This is a genomic window from Lentzea albidocapillata (assembly GCF_000719115.1).
Taxonomy (GTDB): domain Bacteria; phylum Actinomycetota; class Actinomycetes; order Mycobacteriales; family Pseudonocardiaceae; genus Lentzea; species Lentzea albidocapillata.
Genome location: NZ_JOEA01000013.1, coordinates 32,018 through 47,011, shown reverse-complemented (window position 1 = coordinate 47,011; position 14,994 = coordinate 32,018). Strand labels below are relative to the sequence as shown.

Annotated in this window: 17 protein-coding genes; 2 read left to right on the top strand and 15 right to left on the bottom strand. The window is 68.6% G+C overall.

Annotated features, from left to right (window positions below):
- Window positions 1-127: 127 nt before the first annotated feature.
- The 4 genes from IG04_RS0120165 to IG04_RS0120150 form a co-directional block, all read right to left on the bottom strand.
- Complete coding sequence (locus tag IG04_RS0120165; protein WP_030478223.1) at window positions 128-1,393, bottom strand: geranylgeranyl reductase family protein; 1,266 nt, start codon at window positions 1,391-1,393, stop codon at window positions 128-130.
- 160 nt (window positions 1,394-1,553) lie between these two features.
- Window positions 1,554-2,270 carry a demethylmenaquinone methyltransferase gene (locus IG04_RS0120160; protein WP_030478222.1) on the bottom strand — a complete coding sequence of 239 codons (717 nt, stop codon included), beginning with the start codon at window positions 2,268-2,270 and terminating at the stop codon, window positions 1,554-1,556.
- A 35-nt stretch (window positions 2,271-2,305) separates the two neighbouring features.
- The gene (locus IG04_RS0120155; RefSeq protein ID WP_030478221.1) at window positions 2,306-3,403 is read right to left on the bottom strand and encodes a glycosyltransferase family 4 protein; all 1,098 of its coding nucleotides are present in this window, start codon (window positions 3,401-3,403) and stop codon (window positions 2,306-2,308) included.
- Window positions 3,400-4,473, bottom strand: coding sequence for a glycosyltransferase family 4 protein (locus IG04_RS0120150; RefSeq protein ID WP_084400887.1), 1,074 nt, complete (start codon window positions 4,471-4,473; stop codon window positions 3,400-3,402). The genes IG04_RS0120155 and IG04_RS0120150 overlap by 4 nt, the downstream gene beginning before the upstream one ends.
- 144 nt (window positions 4,474-4,617) lie before the next feature.
- Here IG04_RS0120150 and IG04_RS0120145 point away from each other — a divergent pair, with 144 nt between their 5' ends.
- Complete coding sequence (locus tag IG04_RS0120145; RefSeq protein WP_030478219.1) at window positions 4,618-5,454, top strand: inositol monophosphatase family protein; 837 nt, start codon at window positions 4,618-4,620, stop codon at window positions 5,452-5,454.
- Here IG04_RS0120145 and IG04_RS0120140 read toward each other — a convergent pair.
- From IG04_RS0120140 to IG04_RS0120105, 8 genes are all read right to left on the bottom strand, one after another.
- On the bottom strand, window positions 5,439-6,062 hold the full coding sequence (locus tag IG04_RS0120140) for a hypothetical protein (protein WP_030478218.1): 624 nt from the start codon (window positions 6,060-6,062) through the stop codon (window positions 5,439-5,441). The genes IG04_RS0120145 and IG04_RS0120140 overlap by 16 nt on opposite strands.
- A gap of 118 nt (window positions 6,063-6,180) precedes the next feature.
- Window positions 6,181-6,615 carry a hypothetical protein gene (locus IG04_RS0120135; RefSeq protein ID WP_051770283.1) on the bottom strand — a complete coding sequence of 145 codons (435 nt, stop codon included), beginning with the start codon at window positions 6,613-6,615 and terminating at the stop codon, window positions 6,181-6,183.
- A gap of 170 nt (window positions 6,616-6,785) precedes the next feature.
- The gene (paaE, locus tag IG04_RS0120130; protein WP_030478216.1) at window positions 6,786-7,829 is read right to left on the bottom strand and encodes a 1,2-phenylacetyl-CoA epoxidase subunit PaaE; all 1,044 of its coding nucleotides are present in this window, start codon (window positions 7,827-7,829) and stop codon (window positions 6,786-6,788) included.
- Between the two features lies 1 nt (window position 7,830).
- Window positions 7,831-8,322 carry a 1,2-phenylacetyl-CoA epoxidase subunit PaaD gene (paaD, locus tag IG04_RS0120125; protein WP_030478215.1) on the bottom strand — a complete coding sequence of 164 codons (492 nt, stop codon included), beginning with the start codon at window positions 8,320-8,322 and terminating at the stop codon, window positions 7,831-7,833.
- A complete protein-coding gene (gene paaC, locus IG04_RS0120120) occupies window positions 8,319-9,203 on the bottom strand; it encodes a 1,2-phenylacetyl-CoA epoxidase subunit PaaC (protein WP_030478214.1) in 885 nt (294 codons plus the stop codon). Before paaC ends, paaD begins: the two co-directional genes overlap by 4 nt.
- Window positions 9,200-9,484: a 1,2-phenylacetyl-CoA epoxidase subunit PaaB gene (gene paaB / locus IG04_RS0120115; RefSeq protein WP_030478213.1), complete on the bottom strand. Its 285-nt coding sequence runs from the start codon at window positions 9,482-9,484 to the stop codon at window positions 9,200-9,202. Before paaB ends, paaC begins: the two co-directional genes overlap by 4 nt.
- Window positions 9,481-10,419, bottom strand: a complete 939-nt coding sequence (gene paaA, locus IG04_RS0120110) for a 1,2-phenylacetyl-CoA epoxidase subunit PaaA (RefSeq protein ID WP_030478212.1) — start codon at window positions 10,417-10,419, stop codon at window positions 9,481-9,483. Before paaA ends, paaB begins: the two co-directional genes overlap by 4 nt.
- A 9-nt stretch (window positions 10,420-10,428) precedes the next feature.
- Window positions 10,429-10,860, bottom strand: a complete 432-nt coding sequence (locus IG04_RS0120105) for a DUF3592 domain-containing protein (RefSeq protein WP_030478211.1) — start codon at window positions 10,858-10,860, stop codon at window positions 10,429-10,431.
- A 78-nt stretch (window positions 10,861-10,938) separates the two neighbouring features.
- Here IG04_RS0120105 and IG04_RS0120100 point away from each other — a divergent pair, with 78 nt between their 5' ends.
- Window positions 10,939-12,171: an isochorismate synthase gene (locus IG04_RS0120100; RefSeq protein WP_030478210.1), complete on the top strand. Its 1,233-nt coding sequence runs from the start codon at window positions 10,939-10,941 to the stop codon at window positions 12,169-12,171.
- Here IG04_RS0120100 and IG04_RS0120095 read toward each other — a convergent pair.
- Genes IG04_RS0120095 through IG04_RS0120085 form a run of 3 tightly spaced genes read right to left on the bottom strand, consistent with a single transcriptional unit; the run spans window position 12,143 to window position 14,971 of the window.
- Window positions 12,143-12,682 carry a GrpB family protein gene (locus IG04_RS0120095; protein WP_030478209.1) on the bottom strand — a complete coding sequence of 180 codons (540 nt, stop codon included), beginning with the start codon at window positions 12,680-12,682 and terminating at the stop codon, window positions 12,143-12,145. The genes IG04_RS0120100 and IG04_RS0120095 overlap by 29 nt on opposite strands.
- On the bottom strand, window positions 12,679-13,428 hold the full coding sequence (locus IG04_RS0120090; protein WP_030478208.1) for an SDR family NAD(P)-dependent oxidoreductase: 750 nt from the start codon (window positions 13,426-13,428) through the stop codon (window positions 12,679-12,681). The genes IG04_RS0120095 and IG04_RS0120090 overlap by 4 nt, the downstream gene beginning before the upstream one ends.
- A 40-nt stretch (window positions 13,429-13,468) precedes the next feature.
- Window positions 13,469-14,971, bottom strand: coding sequence for a M1 family metallopeptidase (locus tag IG04_RS0120085; protein WP_030478207.1), 1,503 nt, complete (start codon window positions 14,969-14,971; stop codon window positions 13,469-13,471).
- Window positions 14,972-14,994 lie beyond the last annotated feature (23 nt).

Here is a 14,994-nt window from a genome sequence, read left to right as displayed (position 1 = left end):
CTGGCCAGTGTAGAACGCCTGTAAATGACGTGGATCACAGGGTCTGACCTGGGGGTTTAACTTGCCCGACACATACGAAACGGCACCGGCTCGTATTGAGCCGGTGCCATCACCTATTCGGAGTAATTCAGGCGCTGGGAGCGAGCTTCGTGGCGGCCACGATGAGGCGGTCCATTGAGTCGCCGTCCTTGGGGTCGTAGAGGCCCGCGAGTAGCTTGAGCACGAGTTTCATCAGGCGTTTCCGCGGCATTCCGTACTTCGTTGCGGTCCGCATGATCGCCGGGTTACCGATGAGCTTCGAGAAGACGTTCCCGAGCCGGTAGTAACTGCCGAGCGCCTCCTCGATGCGGACCGGGTAGCCGTGCAGCGCCCGTTCACGGTTGACGCCGGTGCGCGCGAGCGCCTGGACGATCGACTCGGAAGCGATCTTGGCCGACTCCATGGCGTAGCCGATGCCCTCGCCGTTGAACGGGTTGACCATGCCGCCGGCGTCGCCGACGAGCACCATGCCCGCCCGGTAGTGCGGCTTGCGGTTGAGCCCCATGGGCAGCGCCGCGCCGCCGATCCGGCTCGTCGCGTTCTCCTCGCGGAAGCCCCACTCCTCCGGCGTACCGTCCAGCCAGCTGCGCAGAAGCTGCCGGTAGTCGGTGGTGCCGTAGGCCTTCGACGTGCTGAGAATGCCCAGACCGACGTTCACGCTGCCGTCGCCCATGCCGAAGATCCAGCCGTAGCCGGGCAGCAACTGGCCGTCCGGCGCCCACAGCTCGAGGTGCGACTCGAGGTAGTCGTCCTTGGTGCGCGGGCTGTGGTAGTAGCGGCGGACCGCCACGCCCATCGGCTTGGCGTCGTCCTTCTGCAGGCCGATGCTCAGGGCCAGGCGTGCTGACACACCGTCACAGCCGACGACGATGGGCGCTTTGTAGGTGACCGGGTTCTTTTCCGGTCCCTGCTTCGCCTCCACGCCCACGACACGGCCGTTCTCGACGATGGCCTTGGTGACCGTCGTGTGCTCGTGCATGCGCGCACCGGCCGCCTTCGCGGCGTTCGCGAGCATCTCGTCGAAGTCCAGGCGGGGACGCACGACGCCGTAGTTCGGGAAGGTGGCCAGGTCCGGCCAGTCCAGCTCCATCGTCACGCCACCACCCACGACGCGGAGACCCTTGTTGTGGAGCCAGCCGTTGCTCTCGCGGGTGTCGATGCCCAGGTCGATGAGCTGCTTGACGCCCCGGGGCGTGAGGCCGTCGCCGCAGACCTTCTCCCTCGGGAAGGTGCTCTTCTCCAGGAGGAGGACGTCGAGGCCCGCCCTGGCGAGGTAGGTGGCCGCGGTCGAGCCCGCCGGTCCAGCACCCACCACGATGACGTCGGCGTCCTCGTTGATCCCGCGCCTGCTCATCCAGACTCCCTGCGTGTACCGGTCACAGCTTCTGCTGGCGACTCTAACCGGAGGTTGCTGAGGGTTCCGGGGGCTGGGGTTGCCGGGGCCGGGTTGCGGGCGGGTGGTTGCTGTTGCAGCAGGAGTTCAGACGGCTCGCTTCACCACGTTCGTGAGCGGGTTACGACTCGGCGGGCTCTTCGGCCTTCGGCTTCGGCTTGGTCGCGCGGTGCAGGGCCACCATGCCGCCGGTCAGGTTGAACCAGGCCACGTCCTCCCAGCCCGCCTGCGAGATGAGCTCGCCGAGCGTGCGCTGGTCCGGCCAGGTCGCCATCGACTCCGACAGGTAGGAGTAGGCGGCGGGGTTCGAGGAGACGAACTTCGCGATGAGCGGGAGCAGTTTGAGCAGGTAGCGCATGTAGACGAAGCGGAACGGCTTCCAGACCGGCGTCGAGACCTCGCAGATGACCATGCGGCCGCCCGGCTTCGTGACGCGGGCCATTTCGCGCAGGGCCACGACGGTGTCGCTGAAGTTGCGGATGCCGAAGGACACCGTGACGGCGTCGAAGGAGTTGTCCTTGAAGGGCAGGCGCAGGGCGTCCGCGGCCACCTTCGGGACTTGGCGGTGGGCGCCGGAGGCGAGCATGCCCACGGAGAAGTCCGCGGCGACGCACCAGGCGCCGGACTCGGCGTACTGGACGGTGGAGACCGCGGTGCCGGCGGCCAGGTCGAGGACCTTCTCGCCTGGGCGGGCGTCGAGGACGCGCCTGCTCCACTCCCGCCAGCGGCGGTCGAAGCCCAGCGTCATGACCGAGTTCGTCCGGTCGTAGCCCTTGGCCACGCCGTCGAACATCTCGGCTACCTCGCGGGGGTTCTTGTCCAGGCCGGCTCGCGACATGACCAAAGACTAAGTCAGCCTGGCTGAGATCTTCTTCAGGGCACCTTCAGGGCGGTGAGCATGCCGTCGACCGCCGCGTGCCACGGGTACTCCTCGGCGCGGGACCGCGCGGCCTCCCGGGAACCCGATTCCAGCAGGTGCCGGACCGCCGAGGCGAAGGCGGGAGCGTCGTCGGAGACGGCCGCGCCGCAGGACGGCTGGACGATCTCCTTCAGCGCGCTGCTCCTGCTGACGACGACCGGGGTGCCGCTGGCCAGGGCCTCCAGGGCCGCCAGGCCGAACGTCTCGTGCGGGCCCGGTGCGAGCGACAGGTCCGCCGAGGCGAGCAGGGAGGCCACGTCGAGGCGTGAGTTCACGAAGCCCAAGAACGTCACCGGCAGGCCCGCCGCGCGCCTTTCGAGGAACGAACGGCGCGGGCCGTCGCCGGCGATCACTAGGCGTGCGGAGTGGCCCTGTTCGTGGAGTTCGGCCAGGGTGTCGACGGAGCGTTCGACGTGCTTCTCCGGCGACAACCGTCCACAGTGGATGAGCAGGTTGTCCTTGCCCTGCAACAGGTCCTGCCGCAACGAGGCGGAGTGGCGCGTCGGGGTGAAGGTGGCCAGGTCGACGCCCAGTGGTACCTGGGTGACGTTCGTGGCGCCGATGCGGTCGAACTCCTCGCGGGCGAACGCCGTCGTGCAGACGACGGTGTCGTAGGAGGCGGCCATGCGGCGGTTCGCCCAGTCGGCGCCGCGTTCGGCCGGGGTGGCGGGCAGCACGAACCGGAGCAGGCGGTCCAGGCGCTCGTGGGAGATCACGACGTTCGGGATGCCGCGTTCGCTCGCCCACGCGCCCATGCCGCGCAGGGTGAGCCGGTCGGAGACCTCCAGGCGGTCGGGCCTCAGGTGTTCCACCAGCGACTTGACCCGCCACGGGTCCACCACCCGGTAGCCGCCGGTGTACGGGACCTTCACCGCGGGCAGGGTGATCCGGCGCACTCCGCCGGGCAGTTCCTCGTCGGCGTGGCGGGCGCCCGGCACGACGAGCACCACCTCGTGGCCCTCCTGCGCGTAACCGGTGCCTAGGTGGTGCAGCGCCGTGCGGAGCCCGCCCGACTTGGGGCCGTAGAAGTTGGCGAGCTGAACGATCCTCAAGCGGCCGCCTGGTGAGTGAGTCCGATGACTGCCGCGTAGTGACCCATCAGCTGGTCACAGACGGCGGGCCAGGTGCGGGTGAGCACCGACTTGCGGGCCGCGAGCCCGAACCGCCTGCGCAGCATCGGGTCCCGCAGCAGGTCCACGTACTGGGCGATGTCGTCCTCGAAGAGGTACCCGGTGCGGCCGTGCCTGACCAGGTCACGCGGGCCGCCCGCGTTCGGTGCCAGCACCGGGAGACCGGTCGCCAGCGCCTCCTGCACGGCCTGGCAGAACGTCTCGTGCGGGCCCGTGTGGATGAAGACGTCCAACGACGCGTAGGCCTCGGCGAGCTCCTGCCCGGTGCGGAAGCCCAGGAACTCCGCGTTCGGCATGTCCTTCTCGAGCTGCTCGCGATCAGGCCCGTCACCGACGATCCGCAGCTTCACGCCCGGCAGGTCGTGCAGCTCCTTGAGCCGGTTGACCTGCTTCTCCGGCGCAAGGCGGCCGACGTAACCGATGGTCAGCTCGTCGTTGTGCCTCGGACGTGGGTGGAAGAGGTCGATGTCCACGCCTCTGCCCCACCGGTGCACGCGCGGAACGCCATGCTGCTCCAGCGCCTCCACCGCCGAGCTCGACGGGGCGAGCGTGCGGTCGGCGAGCGTATGGAGGCGTCTGGTCCAGCGCCACGCGGCGCGTTTGGTGAGGCCCAGGCCGTAGTTACCCGCGAACCCGGCCACGTCGGTCTGGTAGACCGCGACGGTGGGCACGTCGAGCTTGCGCGCGGCTCTGAGGCCGTACGCGCCAAGCACGAACGGCGACGCGAGGTGCACCACGTCGGGCTGGAAGTCGGCGAGGGCGTGGAGCACTCTCGGGCTCGGCACACCGATGGGAAGACTCGTCACCATGGGCACGTCGACTGAGGAAACTCTGACGACGGGCGTGCCGTGGTGCTCGTCGGCACCCGCGCCCGGCGCAACGACCATCGCCTGATGTCCGTTGCGGCGCAGGTGCTCCAGGACCCGGAGCACCGAGTTGGTGACACCGTTCACCTGGGGCAGGAAGCTCTCGGTCACGATCGCTACGCGCACAGGGACACCATGAGGTGCCCGTATGAAGTCCGCGTGACCTCAGATTTGACGTGGACGGAACACCTCACGTCGTGGCCAGGTGATCGTCGATTCGTCATCTCCGCTTGGGCTGCCGGACATCCGGCGCGGTGAAACTAGGCCAGCATGACCGTCTTGTCGTCCCGGCCCGCGCATCCGGTAGAGCCCGGCCTGGTGTCCATCGCGCTGGAAGTGGCCGGTCGCCTGGCGAACGACGCCTCGGACGTCATCATGGCCACCGCCGGCCGCGGCGTGCGTCCCGACTCCGACGAGTCACCGTTCGACTGGGTCACCGACACCGACCGCACCCTGGAACGCCACACCCGGCGCGTGCTCACCGCCGAGTTCCCCAACATCCCCGTGTTCTGCGAGAACTCCGACGACGGAGAAGCCCCGAGCGACTCGGAGTTCCGCTGGGTCGTCGACCCCGTCGACGGCACCGCGAACTACACGGCGGGCATGCCCTGGTGCGCCTACAGCCTCGCTCTGGTGGACCGCTGGGGACCTGTCGTCGGCGTCGTCGCCGACCCGTACCGCTCGCAGATCTACGCCGCCGCACGCGGCCGTGGCATGCGTGCGAACGGCACGCCGGTACGCCTGACCGAACGCCAAGGCGACTCCCTTGTCGTGTGCACCGAGATGACACGTTCCGGCCCATGGCCGGGCATGGGTGAGTTCATCTCCACGGCAGCGATAGCAGGCACAGGCGTGCGCGTTCTCGGCTCGAAAGCGCTCGCCGTCGCACAAGTGGCATTGGGCCACGTCGCAGCCGCTGTGCTGCACGGCTACCACGAATGGGACGTCGCCGGAGCGGTGTCACTGGCCGTGGAGTCGGGTGCGGTCGTGCTCGACAGACGCGGCGAGGGCGCCCAACTACCCGTGGACGGACTGCTCGTAGCCGCTCCTGAAGCGGCGGACGAGGTTCTGGGCTGGTGGCAGTCGGCGCTTCAGGCCGAGAGCTGAGGGAGCTGCTTCTCCAGCACCTCGAGGTGCGTGCGCGCCTCGTCCAGCTCGGGGTGGTCGAACATCTGCAACGCCACGCGCCCGACCTCGTTCTCGAACTGGTGGAAGTCGTGCGTGGCCTTGAGCAACCGCTGGTAGACCGGGTGCTGCCGGTCGACCGCACCAAGCGCCCGGCCGAGCTCCGCGATGCCGCGCACGTCGTCGAGCTCCTTGGTCAGCTGCCCGCTGATCCTCCACAGCCAGTCCTTGGCCGCCGAGTTCGGCACGGTCTGCACTGCCGCCGCGACCCTGCGCGTGGACGCGGCGCAGCGTTCGACCAGGTCGGACCACATGTCGTAGGGCTGCTGCGGGACCGGCGGGTGCATCGGCCTCGGCATCTGGCGCGGCTGCTGGACAGAGCGGCGGATGAAGCCGACACCGGTACCGACGACCGCGCCGGGGATGGCGCCGGTCATGAAGGCGACCACCAGGATCGCGAGGATCGTGATGAAGGCCGAGGAGGGCGGTTTGTCGCTCGGGACAGCCAGGTCGACGGCCGTGACGAAGGCGCCCATCAGCAGGGTGCCGATTGCGGCACCCCAGAGCGCTGAGCGGACGACGATCCCCATGTCGGCGATCGTGCCACGTCGCCTGCCCGTTCGCGGCCCATCTGAAATCTCTGGCTGACACGTATCCCTGCTATAGTTCTTCTTGTCGGTTCCAGTAGGAGCCGAAAGTGGACCCGGTTCACCGTCCGGACGGTCGGTTGCCGGGTTTCGCGCTTTCTGGGCACTGGTCGAGCCTCACCACCGCATCGAGCGTCGGCTGCACCCGTTGCCGCCAGTCGCCTCCCGCTCCGAAGCACCACGCGAGCGCGTCACTCGCCCACAGAACCGGGTCTTCCGCCGGCCGCAAGTGCTCGTAGGTGAACGGCTCGTCCACCTTCTCCAGGGCTGCCGCGAGCGTCTGCCTGTCACGCACGTCCTGGTGTGCACAGCTTTCAATCGCCAACCGAGTGACGCCGAGTTCCTGCAACCATGTCGCTGCAGCCGACAAGCAAAGCTGACGCGCACGGATGTCATCCGAGTCGCGAACGGTCCACACAGCCGCTCGAATGCCCATCTCGCGCAACCTGGAGACGACCTCCCGCCTGCGCGAGTCACTCTCCTTCTTGAAGTGCACGCGACGTTGGCCAGGCCTCACCAGCCGACGCAACGCAGAACGGACGGCGTCCAGCTCACGCGGTCGAACGACGACCGCGACGACGAGGTAGGTCGCACCTCAACGCGACTCGTCCAAGAATCCATGCCACATGGACCATATGGTCTCAAAGGAGTAACGAGCTACTCCGTTCAGGCGTCGAAGTCGACCGTCACGCACTCGCTGGTCGACAGCGACTGACAGGTCAGCACGAACCCGGCCGCCACCTCGGACTCGTCGAGCGCGTAGTTGCGCCGCATCTCGACGCTGCCCTCGGTCACCAAAGCCCGGCACGTGCCACAGACCCCGCCCTTGCAGGCGAACGGCAGGTCGGCGCGGACGCGCTGGGCCGCGTCCAGGATCGGCTCGCCGGCGGGCAGGGGCAGCGTGGTCGACTTGCCGTCCAGCACGACCGTGACCGAGGCGACGGCGTCGATGACGGCCTCCGCGCGGCGCGGAGGGGGCGGCGGTTCGTCCACGTAGAAGAGTTCGTGGTGCACGCGGTCTGGCGCGACGCCGCGATCGCGCAGCACGGCCGTGGCGTCCTGCACCATCTCGTAGGGGCCGCACAGCCACCACTCGTCGATGGCGTCGAACGGGACGACGCTGCCGAACAGGGCCGTCAGCTTTGCGGCGGTCAGGCGGCCGGTGAACAGTTCGACGTCGCGCGGTTCGCGGGACAGGACGTGGATCAGCTGGAACGTGGCCGGGTAGCGGTCCTTCAGGTCGGCCAGTTCGTCGGCGAACATCACCGTGTTGGTGCTTCGGTTGCCGTACATCAGGGTCACGCGGGCGCCGGTGGCCAGGACCGTGGCGGCGATCGACAGGGCCGGGGTGATGCCGGAGCCCGCGACGACCAGGCCGTGGTGCGTGCCAGTGCCGGACGGCGTGAACTTGCCCAATGGGGGCAGGACTTCGAGCACGTCACCGGGGGCGACGCGGTCCACGAGCCAGGTCGAGAACTGGCCGCCGTCGACGCGGCGCACGCCGATTCGCGGAGGAGAACCCGCCGGCGCGCAGATCGAGTACGAGCGGCGTTCGTCGCCCTGGCGCAGGGTCAGGTACTGGCCGGCCGCGAAGGCGAACTCGTCCGAGAGGTCGCCGGGCACGTCGAAGGTGACGGCCACGGCGTCGTCGCAGAGGCGGTCGACGCGGGCGACGGTGAGCTTGTGGAAGGCGGCTCGGCGCGACGACAACTCAGATCTCCTTGACGTGCTCGAACGGTTCGGCGCAGGCGTGGCAGCGGCGCAGGGCCTTGCACGCGGTCGAGCCGAACCGAGAAATCTCCGAGGTGTTGAGCGAGCCGCACTGCGGGCACGCGACCTGGCGTGACGGCGGCACGAGGTTCAGCGGCACCGGGCCCGCAACCGTTGGGCCGATGCGGGACGGTGGCGCGATGCCGGCGGCGGCCAGCTTCGAACGGCCTTCCTCACTGATCCAGTCCGTGGTCCAGGCCGGGGACAGCGACAGGCGCACCTCGACGTCCGGGTAGCCCGCGCCGACCAGCGACCGGCGCAGGTCAGCGCCCATCTCGTCGATCGCGGGGCAGCCCGAGTAGGTCGGGGTGATGGTGACGACGACGCGACCGTCCTCTTCCTCGACGTCGCGGAGCACGCCGAGGTCGGCGAGCGTGAGGACCGGGAGTTCCGGGTCCCGCACGGCCGATGCGACCTCCAGTGCCGTCGTCACCAGACCGCTCCCGGCAGCGAGCGGTACAGGTGCTGCATCTCGGCGAGGAGGAAGCCCATGGCTTCGGTGTGCACGCCGTCGCGGCCAGCCATGCCCGCGACACGGGCAGCGCGGGTGTCGGTGGGGCGCGTGAGACCGGCGGCGTTCAGCACCGCCTCCAGCACACCGTCCACTTCGGACCGCAGCGACGCCGGGTCGACCGCGACACCGGCCAGCGTGACCTCGACCGCGTGCGTCGCGAACAGCTCGTCCACGAACGGCCACACGCGCTCGAGCCCGGCCTGCATACGGCGGTGCGACTCGTCGGTGCCGTCGCCGAGGCGAACGGTCCACTGGGCGGCGTGGTCGCGGTGGTAGGCCAGCTCTTTGAGGCCCTTCTCGGCGATGGCTGCGAGCACCGGGTCCGCCGAGCCACGCAGGCGGGAGAACAGCGCGAGACGCCACGACGAGAACACCAGCAGACGCGCGATAGTCGCCGCGAAGTCGCCGCCGGGGCCGGGGCCGCAGTCGATCTCGGCGAGGTGGACGTTGCGGAACTCGCGTTCGTCGCGCAGGTACGCCAGGGCGTCCTCGTCGCGGCCGAGCACCTCACCGGCGCGCGTCAGCAGCATGCGGGCCTGGCCGAGCAGGTCCAGCGCGATGTTGGCGAGGGCGATGTCCTCTTCCAGCTCCGGAGCGCGCGAACACCACTCCGACAGCCGCTGCGAGAAGATCAACGCGTCGTCGCCGAGCATCAGGCAGTACGCGGCGAGAGCTTCGCGGTCGACGCCCGCGGGGAACTCGCGGTTGACGCCGGAGAGGGCCTCCGAAAAGCCCGTCCCGAACGCCCAGTGCGCGTCCTCGCCACCCAGCAATGACTCGTATGCATTGTCGAAGCTCATAGGTGCGGCACGTCCTCGGGAATCACGTAGAACGTCGGGTGCCGGTAGACCTTGTCCCCCGCGGGCGCGAAGAACGGGTCCTTCTCGTCCGGTGAGGAGGCGGTGATCTCCGTCGCGGGCACCACCCAGATCGACACGCCCTCGTTGCGACGCGTGTAGACGTCACGGGCGTTGCGCAGCGCCATCTCGGCGTCCGGCGCGTGCAGCGAACCGACGTGCACGTGGTTCAGCCCGCGCTTACCGCGCACGAACACTTCCCATAGCGGCCAAGACGTGCTCACGCGGCACCTTCCTTACGTGCGTGCTTCGCAGCGTGTGCGACTGCGGCTTCACGGACCCACGCACCGTCCTCGTGCGCCTTGCGGCGGTGGGCGATGCGCTGCTCGTTGCAGACACCGCCACCCTTGACGACCTGCCAGAACTCGTCCCAGTCCGGCTGACCGAAGTCGTACTCGCCGCGCTCCTCGTTCCACTTGAGCTCGGGGTCCGGGAACGTCACGCCGAGCGCCTCGGCCTGCGGCATGCTCATGTTCACGAACTTCTGCCGCAGCTCGTCGTTGGTGTCGCGCTTGATCCGCCACGCCATGGACTGCTCGGTGTTCGTGGACTCGGCGTCCGGCGGGCCGAACATCATCAACGACGGCCACCACCAGCGGTTCACCGAGTCCTGCACCATGTCGCGCTGCTGCTGGGTGCCGCGCATCATCGTCATCAGGAGCTCGTAGCCCTGACGCTGATGGAACGACTCTTCCTTGCAGATGCGGATCATGGCGCGCGCGTACGGCCCGTAGGACGTGCGGCACAGCGGCACCTGGTTGCAGATCGCAGCGCCGTCGACCAGCCACCCGATCACGCCGACGTCGGCGAACGTGAGCGTCGGGTAGTTGAAGATCGACGAGTACTTCTGACGCCCCTCGATGAGCTTGGTCGTCAGGTCCTCGCGGTCGGCGCCGAGCGTCTCGGTCGCCGAGTACAGGTACAGGCCGTGCCCGGCCTCGTCCTGCACCTTCGCGAGCAGGATCGCCTTGCGCCGCAACGAGGGCGCGCGGCTGATCCAGTTGCCCTCCGGCTGCATCCCGATGATCTCGGAGTGCGCGTGCTGGGCGATCTGCCTGATCAGGGTCTTGCGGTAGCCGTCGGGCATCCAGTCGCGCGGCTCGATGCGCGCTTCGGACTGCACAGTGCGCTCGAAGCGCAGCTCCAGGTCATCCGCCATGCCCCGATGTTACACCCGAGTGCCGAATCTGCGTAGAACTGTCACAACCGCTGCGATGACGATCCAGATGGACACGAGGAAGGTTCCAACAGGAAGCAGACTCAGCACCGCCGTCCTGCCGGCGACGCGCGCGAGTTCGGGGTTCGTCTGGTCGTACTCGACCCGCACGTTGTCCCCGACGCTGAGCCCTGCCGGGTACAGCACGCCCTGCGACGGGATGATCACGCGCCCGTCCGGTGTGGCGTAGCGCACAACGGTCCGGTTGAAGGACACGGAGTCGACCTGCGCGACCGCCTGCCCCATCGACCGCTCGATGGCCAAGTCGTCGCGCCAGCAGGCGATGGGCAGAAGCACGCACACGAGCGTGATCACGCCACCGACGACGAACAAAACCCTGCAAACCGCACGGCGGACGCGTACACCGCGGGGCGTCTTGGTCACTGCGTCCTCCACCACAACTGAGAAGTCTAGAGCCGGGCGGATGCCGCGCTTTCAGGTTGATGTCCATACAGTCGAAGCGTGACCTCAGCACCCACATCGCGAGCACGGCAGCGAATCCGCGTCCGGTCGAAGCGGGACACCGCCGGTGACCTGCTCGGACTGCTGCCGACCCCGGAGCACGCCCTGGCCTGGGTACGCGATGGGTCGGGCCTGGTCGGCTGGGGCGAGGCGGCTCGTCTGGAGGTCAGCGGCCCGGACCGGTTCGCGCAGGCCGACAAGTGGTGGCAGGAGTTCTGCGCACATCTCGACGTGGACGACGAGCTGGGCGTGCCGGGCAGCGGCCCGGTGGCGTTCGTCTCGATGGCCTTCGCCGACTCCCCGGGCCACTCGGTGCTGATCGTGCCCGAGGTCGTCGTCGGGCGGCGCAACGGCGAGCAGTGGGTAACCACGATCGGTGCCTCAGACCCGGCGCCGTACGTCGAGCCTCTCTCGCGCCCATCCTCGGTGCGTTACGCGAACGGACAGTTGCCGGTCACGCAGTACCGCGAAGCCGTGCGCGAGGCCGTCGTGCGGATGCGTGCGGGCGACCTCGACAAGGTGGTGCTGGCACACGACCTGGTGGCACTGACGGACAAGCCGCTGGACCAGCGGTTCGTGCTGCAGGGCCTGGCGCGGCGCTACCCGGAGTGCTGGGCCTACGCCGTCGACGGACTGGTCGGCGCGACGCCTGAGTTGCTGCTGCGCAGAACCGGCTCGGTCGTGGACTCGCGGGTGCTGGCCGGCACGACCTGGCCGCACGACGGGATCTCGAACGAGGAACTCGCCGCAGCACTCATGTCGTCGGAGAAGAACCTCGAAGAGCACGACTACGCGGTCCGCTCTCTCGCGGACACCCTGCGACCGTTCTGCGCGACCATGTCGGTCGAGGGACCTTCCGTGCTGAGGCTGCCCAACGTCTCGCACCTGTCGTCCGACGTGATCGGGACCCTCGAGTCCTCCACCTCGTTGCTGCACCTCGGCGAAGCCGTGCACCCGACCGCCGCCGTGGGCGGGACGCCGCGGATGGACGCGACCTGGTTGATCTCGCAGTTGGAGGGGATGGATCGCGGGCGGTACGCCGGGCCGGTCGGGTGGATCGACGGCAACGGTGACGGCGAGCTCGGGATCGCTCTTCGATGTGCGCAGCTTTCGGGGTCGACGGCTCGGTTGTTCGCCGGGTGCGGGCTGGTCGCCGACTCGGATCCCGACATCGAGGTGCAGGAAGCGCACGCCAAGATGCGGCCTATGCGTGAGGCCCTCGAAGGGCTTTAGCCACGAACGCCGCCTTGCCTGTCGTGTACGCCTCACGGTCGTGACCGCTTTGGTCGGCTAGTTGGCGTTTCAAGTCTTCGTAGGCCTGGGCGAGAGTTGTGTCGTTTCTCAGCGCGTCGCGGAAGCGGATCTGGTCGGTCCACCTCTGGTGACCTGCCTGGATCAGGTGCAGGTGGGCTTCGCGTCGTTGACCTGTCTGGTCCGGCTTGACGAAGAAGCGCCGCCACGGGCGGTTGTCGAGTTCCGGTGGCACGTAGGCCCAGCCGTGGGCGACGAGGAGTTCGGACGCGTCGGTGTCCAGGTGGATCACCGAGGCCATCACGTCGATGATCGGTTTGGCGGCGAGGCCGGGCACAGCCGTCGACCCGATGTGCTCGACCCCGTCGACCAACCATGGCGCGAGGAGCCGCTTGAGCTCCTCGCATTCCGCCTCTGCCCGGACCGTCCACAGAGGGTCGTGCGGACGAACTTCTGTCCGCTCGAAGGCCCAGACCGGGGCGTCCTGGCTCAACCGTGCGGCCCTCCGCTGACATAAATGACCTGCCCGGTCACGTAGTCGGCGTCCTCCGCCGCGAAGAACAGCACCGCGCGTGCGATGTCGTGTGGCGCGCCGACGCGGCCGCGCGGGATCGACTTCCGTTGCACCTCGATGTGTTCGTCGAGGGTGCGGCCTGCACGGGCGGCGGACACCTTGGTCATCTCGGTCACGACCACGCCGGGGCCGATCGCGTTCACGGTGATGCCGAACGGGGCGAGGTCGAGGGCCGTGGCGCGGGTGAAGCCTTCCAGGCCTGCCTTGGCGGCGACGTAGTTGGCGCGGTCGTCGTCGACCAGTGCGGAGATGCTGGAGATGTTGACGACGCGGCCCCATCCCGCGTCGCGCATGGCCGGGGCGGTGGCCTTGAGCATCAGGAAGCTGCCGCGCAGGTGGGTGTTCATCACTGCGTCCCAGTCGGCCAGCGGCATGTCGAGGACCATGTTGTCCCTGGCGAAGCCGGCGTTGTTGACCAGGATTGCGACCGGGCCCAGCTTGGTCGTCACCTCGTCGACGGCCTGGGTGACGGCGTCGGGGTCGCTGATGTCCGCGAGCACCGCCAGGGCTGTTCCGCCGGATTCGGTGATCTGGCCGGCGACGGCGTGCGCGCGGTCGTTGATGTCGACCACGGCTACGTGGTGGCCTAGAGCGGCCAGGGCTTGGGCTGTTCCAGCGCCGATTCCGGAGCCGGCGCCGGTGACGAGCGCGACACGAGGGTTCACTCGTTGATCGTGCTCGTCACCGGCGTTGTGCGCCACCGACTTACTTGTGGGCGTCCAGCAGTTCGTGCGTCAGCTTGATCTTGGCACGCGACTTCGGCTCCGCAGCGACGGACAGCGTCTTCGACGCCACGTCGGCCGCACGGCCGGGGGCCTCCGCCGGCTTGCCCTTGGTGAACAGCCACGTCTGGAAGAGCTGGTCGAGCTGCTGACCGGAGACCCGCTCCGCCAGCGCGATGAACTCCTCGACGGTGGCGTCCGAGTACTTCTTCTCCGCGACCCAGGCCTTGAGGATCTCGAAGAACTTCTCGTCCCCGACGGCCACGCGCAGAGCGTGGACGGCCAGCGCGCCGCGGTCGTAGACGGCGCTGTGGAACACGTTCGACGCACCGGGGTCGCCGGGCAGGACCTGCCAGAACGGGTCGTCGGCCGGGTAGGAGTCGTAGACGAAGTCGGCGTTCTCCTGCGCCGTGCCCTCACCGACGTGCTCGGACCACAGGAACTCGGCGTAGGAGGCGAAGCCCTCGTTCAGCCAGATGTCCCGCCAGTGGTGGACCGACACGGAGTCGCCGAACCACTGGTGGGCGACCTCGTGCGCGACGACGTAGGTGTTGGCGCCGCGCCGGAAGAACGCGTCGTCGTAGGTCGAGCGGGTCTGGTTCTCCAGCGCGTAGCCGAGGTCCGGCGTCACGACGCCGCCCTGCGCTTCGAACGGGTACGGGCCGAAGTTGTCCGCCAGGAACTCGGTGACCTCGGGCGTGCGCTCGATGCTCGCCTTGGCCGCGTCGGTGTGTTCGCCGAGGCGCTCGGAGTAGGCGTTCACGACGGGCTGGCCGTTGGGCGCCGTGGACTGGCGGATCTCGAACTGGCCGATCGACAGGAACGTCAGGTATGTCGCCTGCGGCTTGGTGCTGCGCCAGTTCCAGCGCGTGTAGCCGTTGATCTGGCGGGTCTGGCCGACGAACCTGCCGTTCGAGATCGCCTCGACGCCGTTCGGGACGGCGACGTTGACGTCGAAGGTGGCCTTGTCGGTCGGGTGGTCGTTGGACGGGTACCACCACGACGAGATCTCCGGCTCGCCGATCGCCAGGGCACCGTCGGGAGTCTTCGTCCACGCCGTGAAGCCGTTGCGGTCCTTCACGGTCGACGGGCTGTCGGCGTAGGTGACGACGATCGTCAGGTCCTGACCCTTGCGGACGCCTCCGCGCGGGGTGAGCGTGAGCTCGCCGTTGTCGGAGACGAACGAGGACGGCGCGTTGTTGACCCGGACCGACTTCACCCTGAGCAGGAAGTCCAGGTTGAACTGCGTGAGGTCCTGCGTGGCCTTGGCCAGGATCGTCGTCGAGCCCGAGAGCTGGTCGCCGTTCGGGTTGTAGTTGAGCCTGATGTCGTAGTGGGAGACGTCGTACCCGCCGTTCCCGTAGGTCGGGAAGTACGGATCGCCGACGCCGGGAGCGCCTGGAGACGCCGCCAGCGCCGTCCCCGCGAAGAGCGTCATCGCGGCCGCGGACGCCACCGCGGCCGTCGCCTTGGTTCTGATCGACATGCGGCGGACGGTAGCCAGACGAT

Excerpts from the sequence above, each read along its gene's own strand:
- IG04_RS0120165 (WP_030478223.1), bottom strand. The coding sequence starts at position 1,393 with ATGAGCAGGCGCGGGATCAACGAGGACGCCGACGTCATCGTGGTGGGT.
- IG04_RS0120160 (WP_030478222.1), bottom strand. The coding sequence starts at position 2,270 with ATGTCGCGAGCCGGCCTGGACAAGAACCCCCGCGAGGTAGCCGAGATG.
- IG04_RS0120145 (WP_030478219.1), top strand. The coding sequence starts at position 4,618 with ATGACCGTCTTGTCGTCCCGGCCCGCGCATCCGGTAGAGCCCGGCCTG.
- IG04_RS0120140 (WP_030478218.1), bottom strand. The coding sequence starts at position 6,062 with ATGGGGATCGTCGTCCGCTCAGCGCTCTGGGGTGCCGCAATCGGCACC.
- paaC (WP_030478214.1), bottom strand. The coding sequence starts at position 9,203 with ATGAGCTTCGACAATGCATACGAGTCATTGCTGGGTGGCGAGGACGCG.
- paaA (WP_030478212.1), bottom strand. The coding sequence starts at position 10,419 with ATGGCGGATGACCTGGAGCTGCGCTTCGAGCGCACTGTGCAGTCCGAA.
- IG04_RS0120085 (WP_030478207.1), bottom strand. The coding sequence starts at position 14,971 with ATGTCGATCAGAACCAAGGCGACGGCCGCGGTGGCGTCCGCGGCCGCG.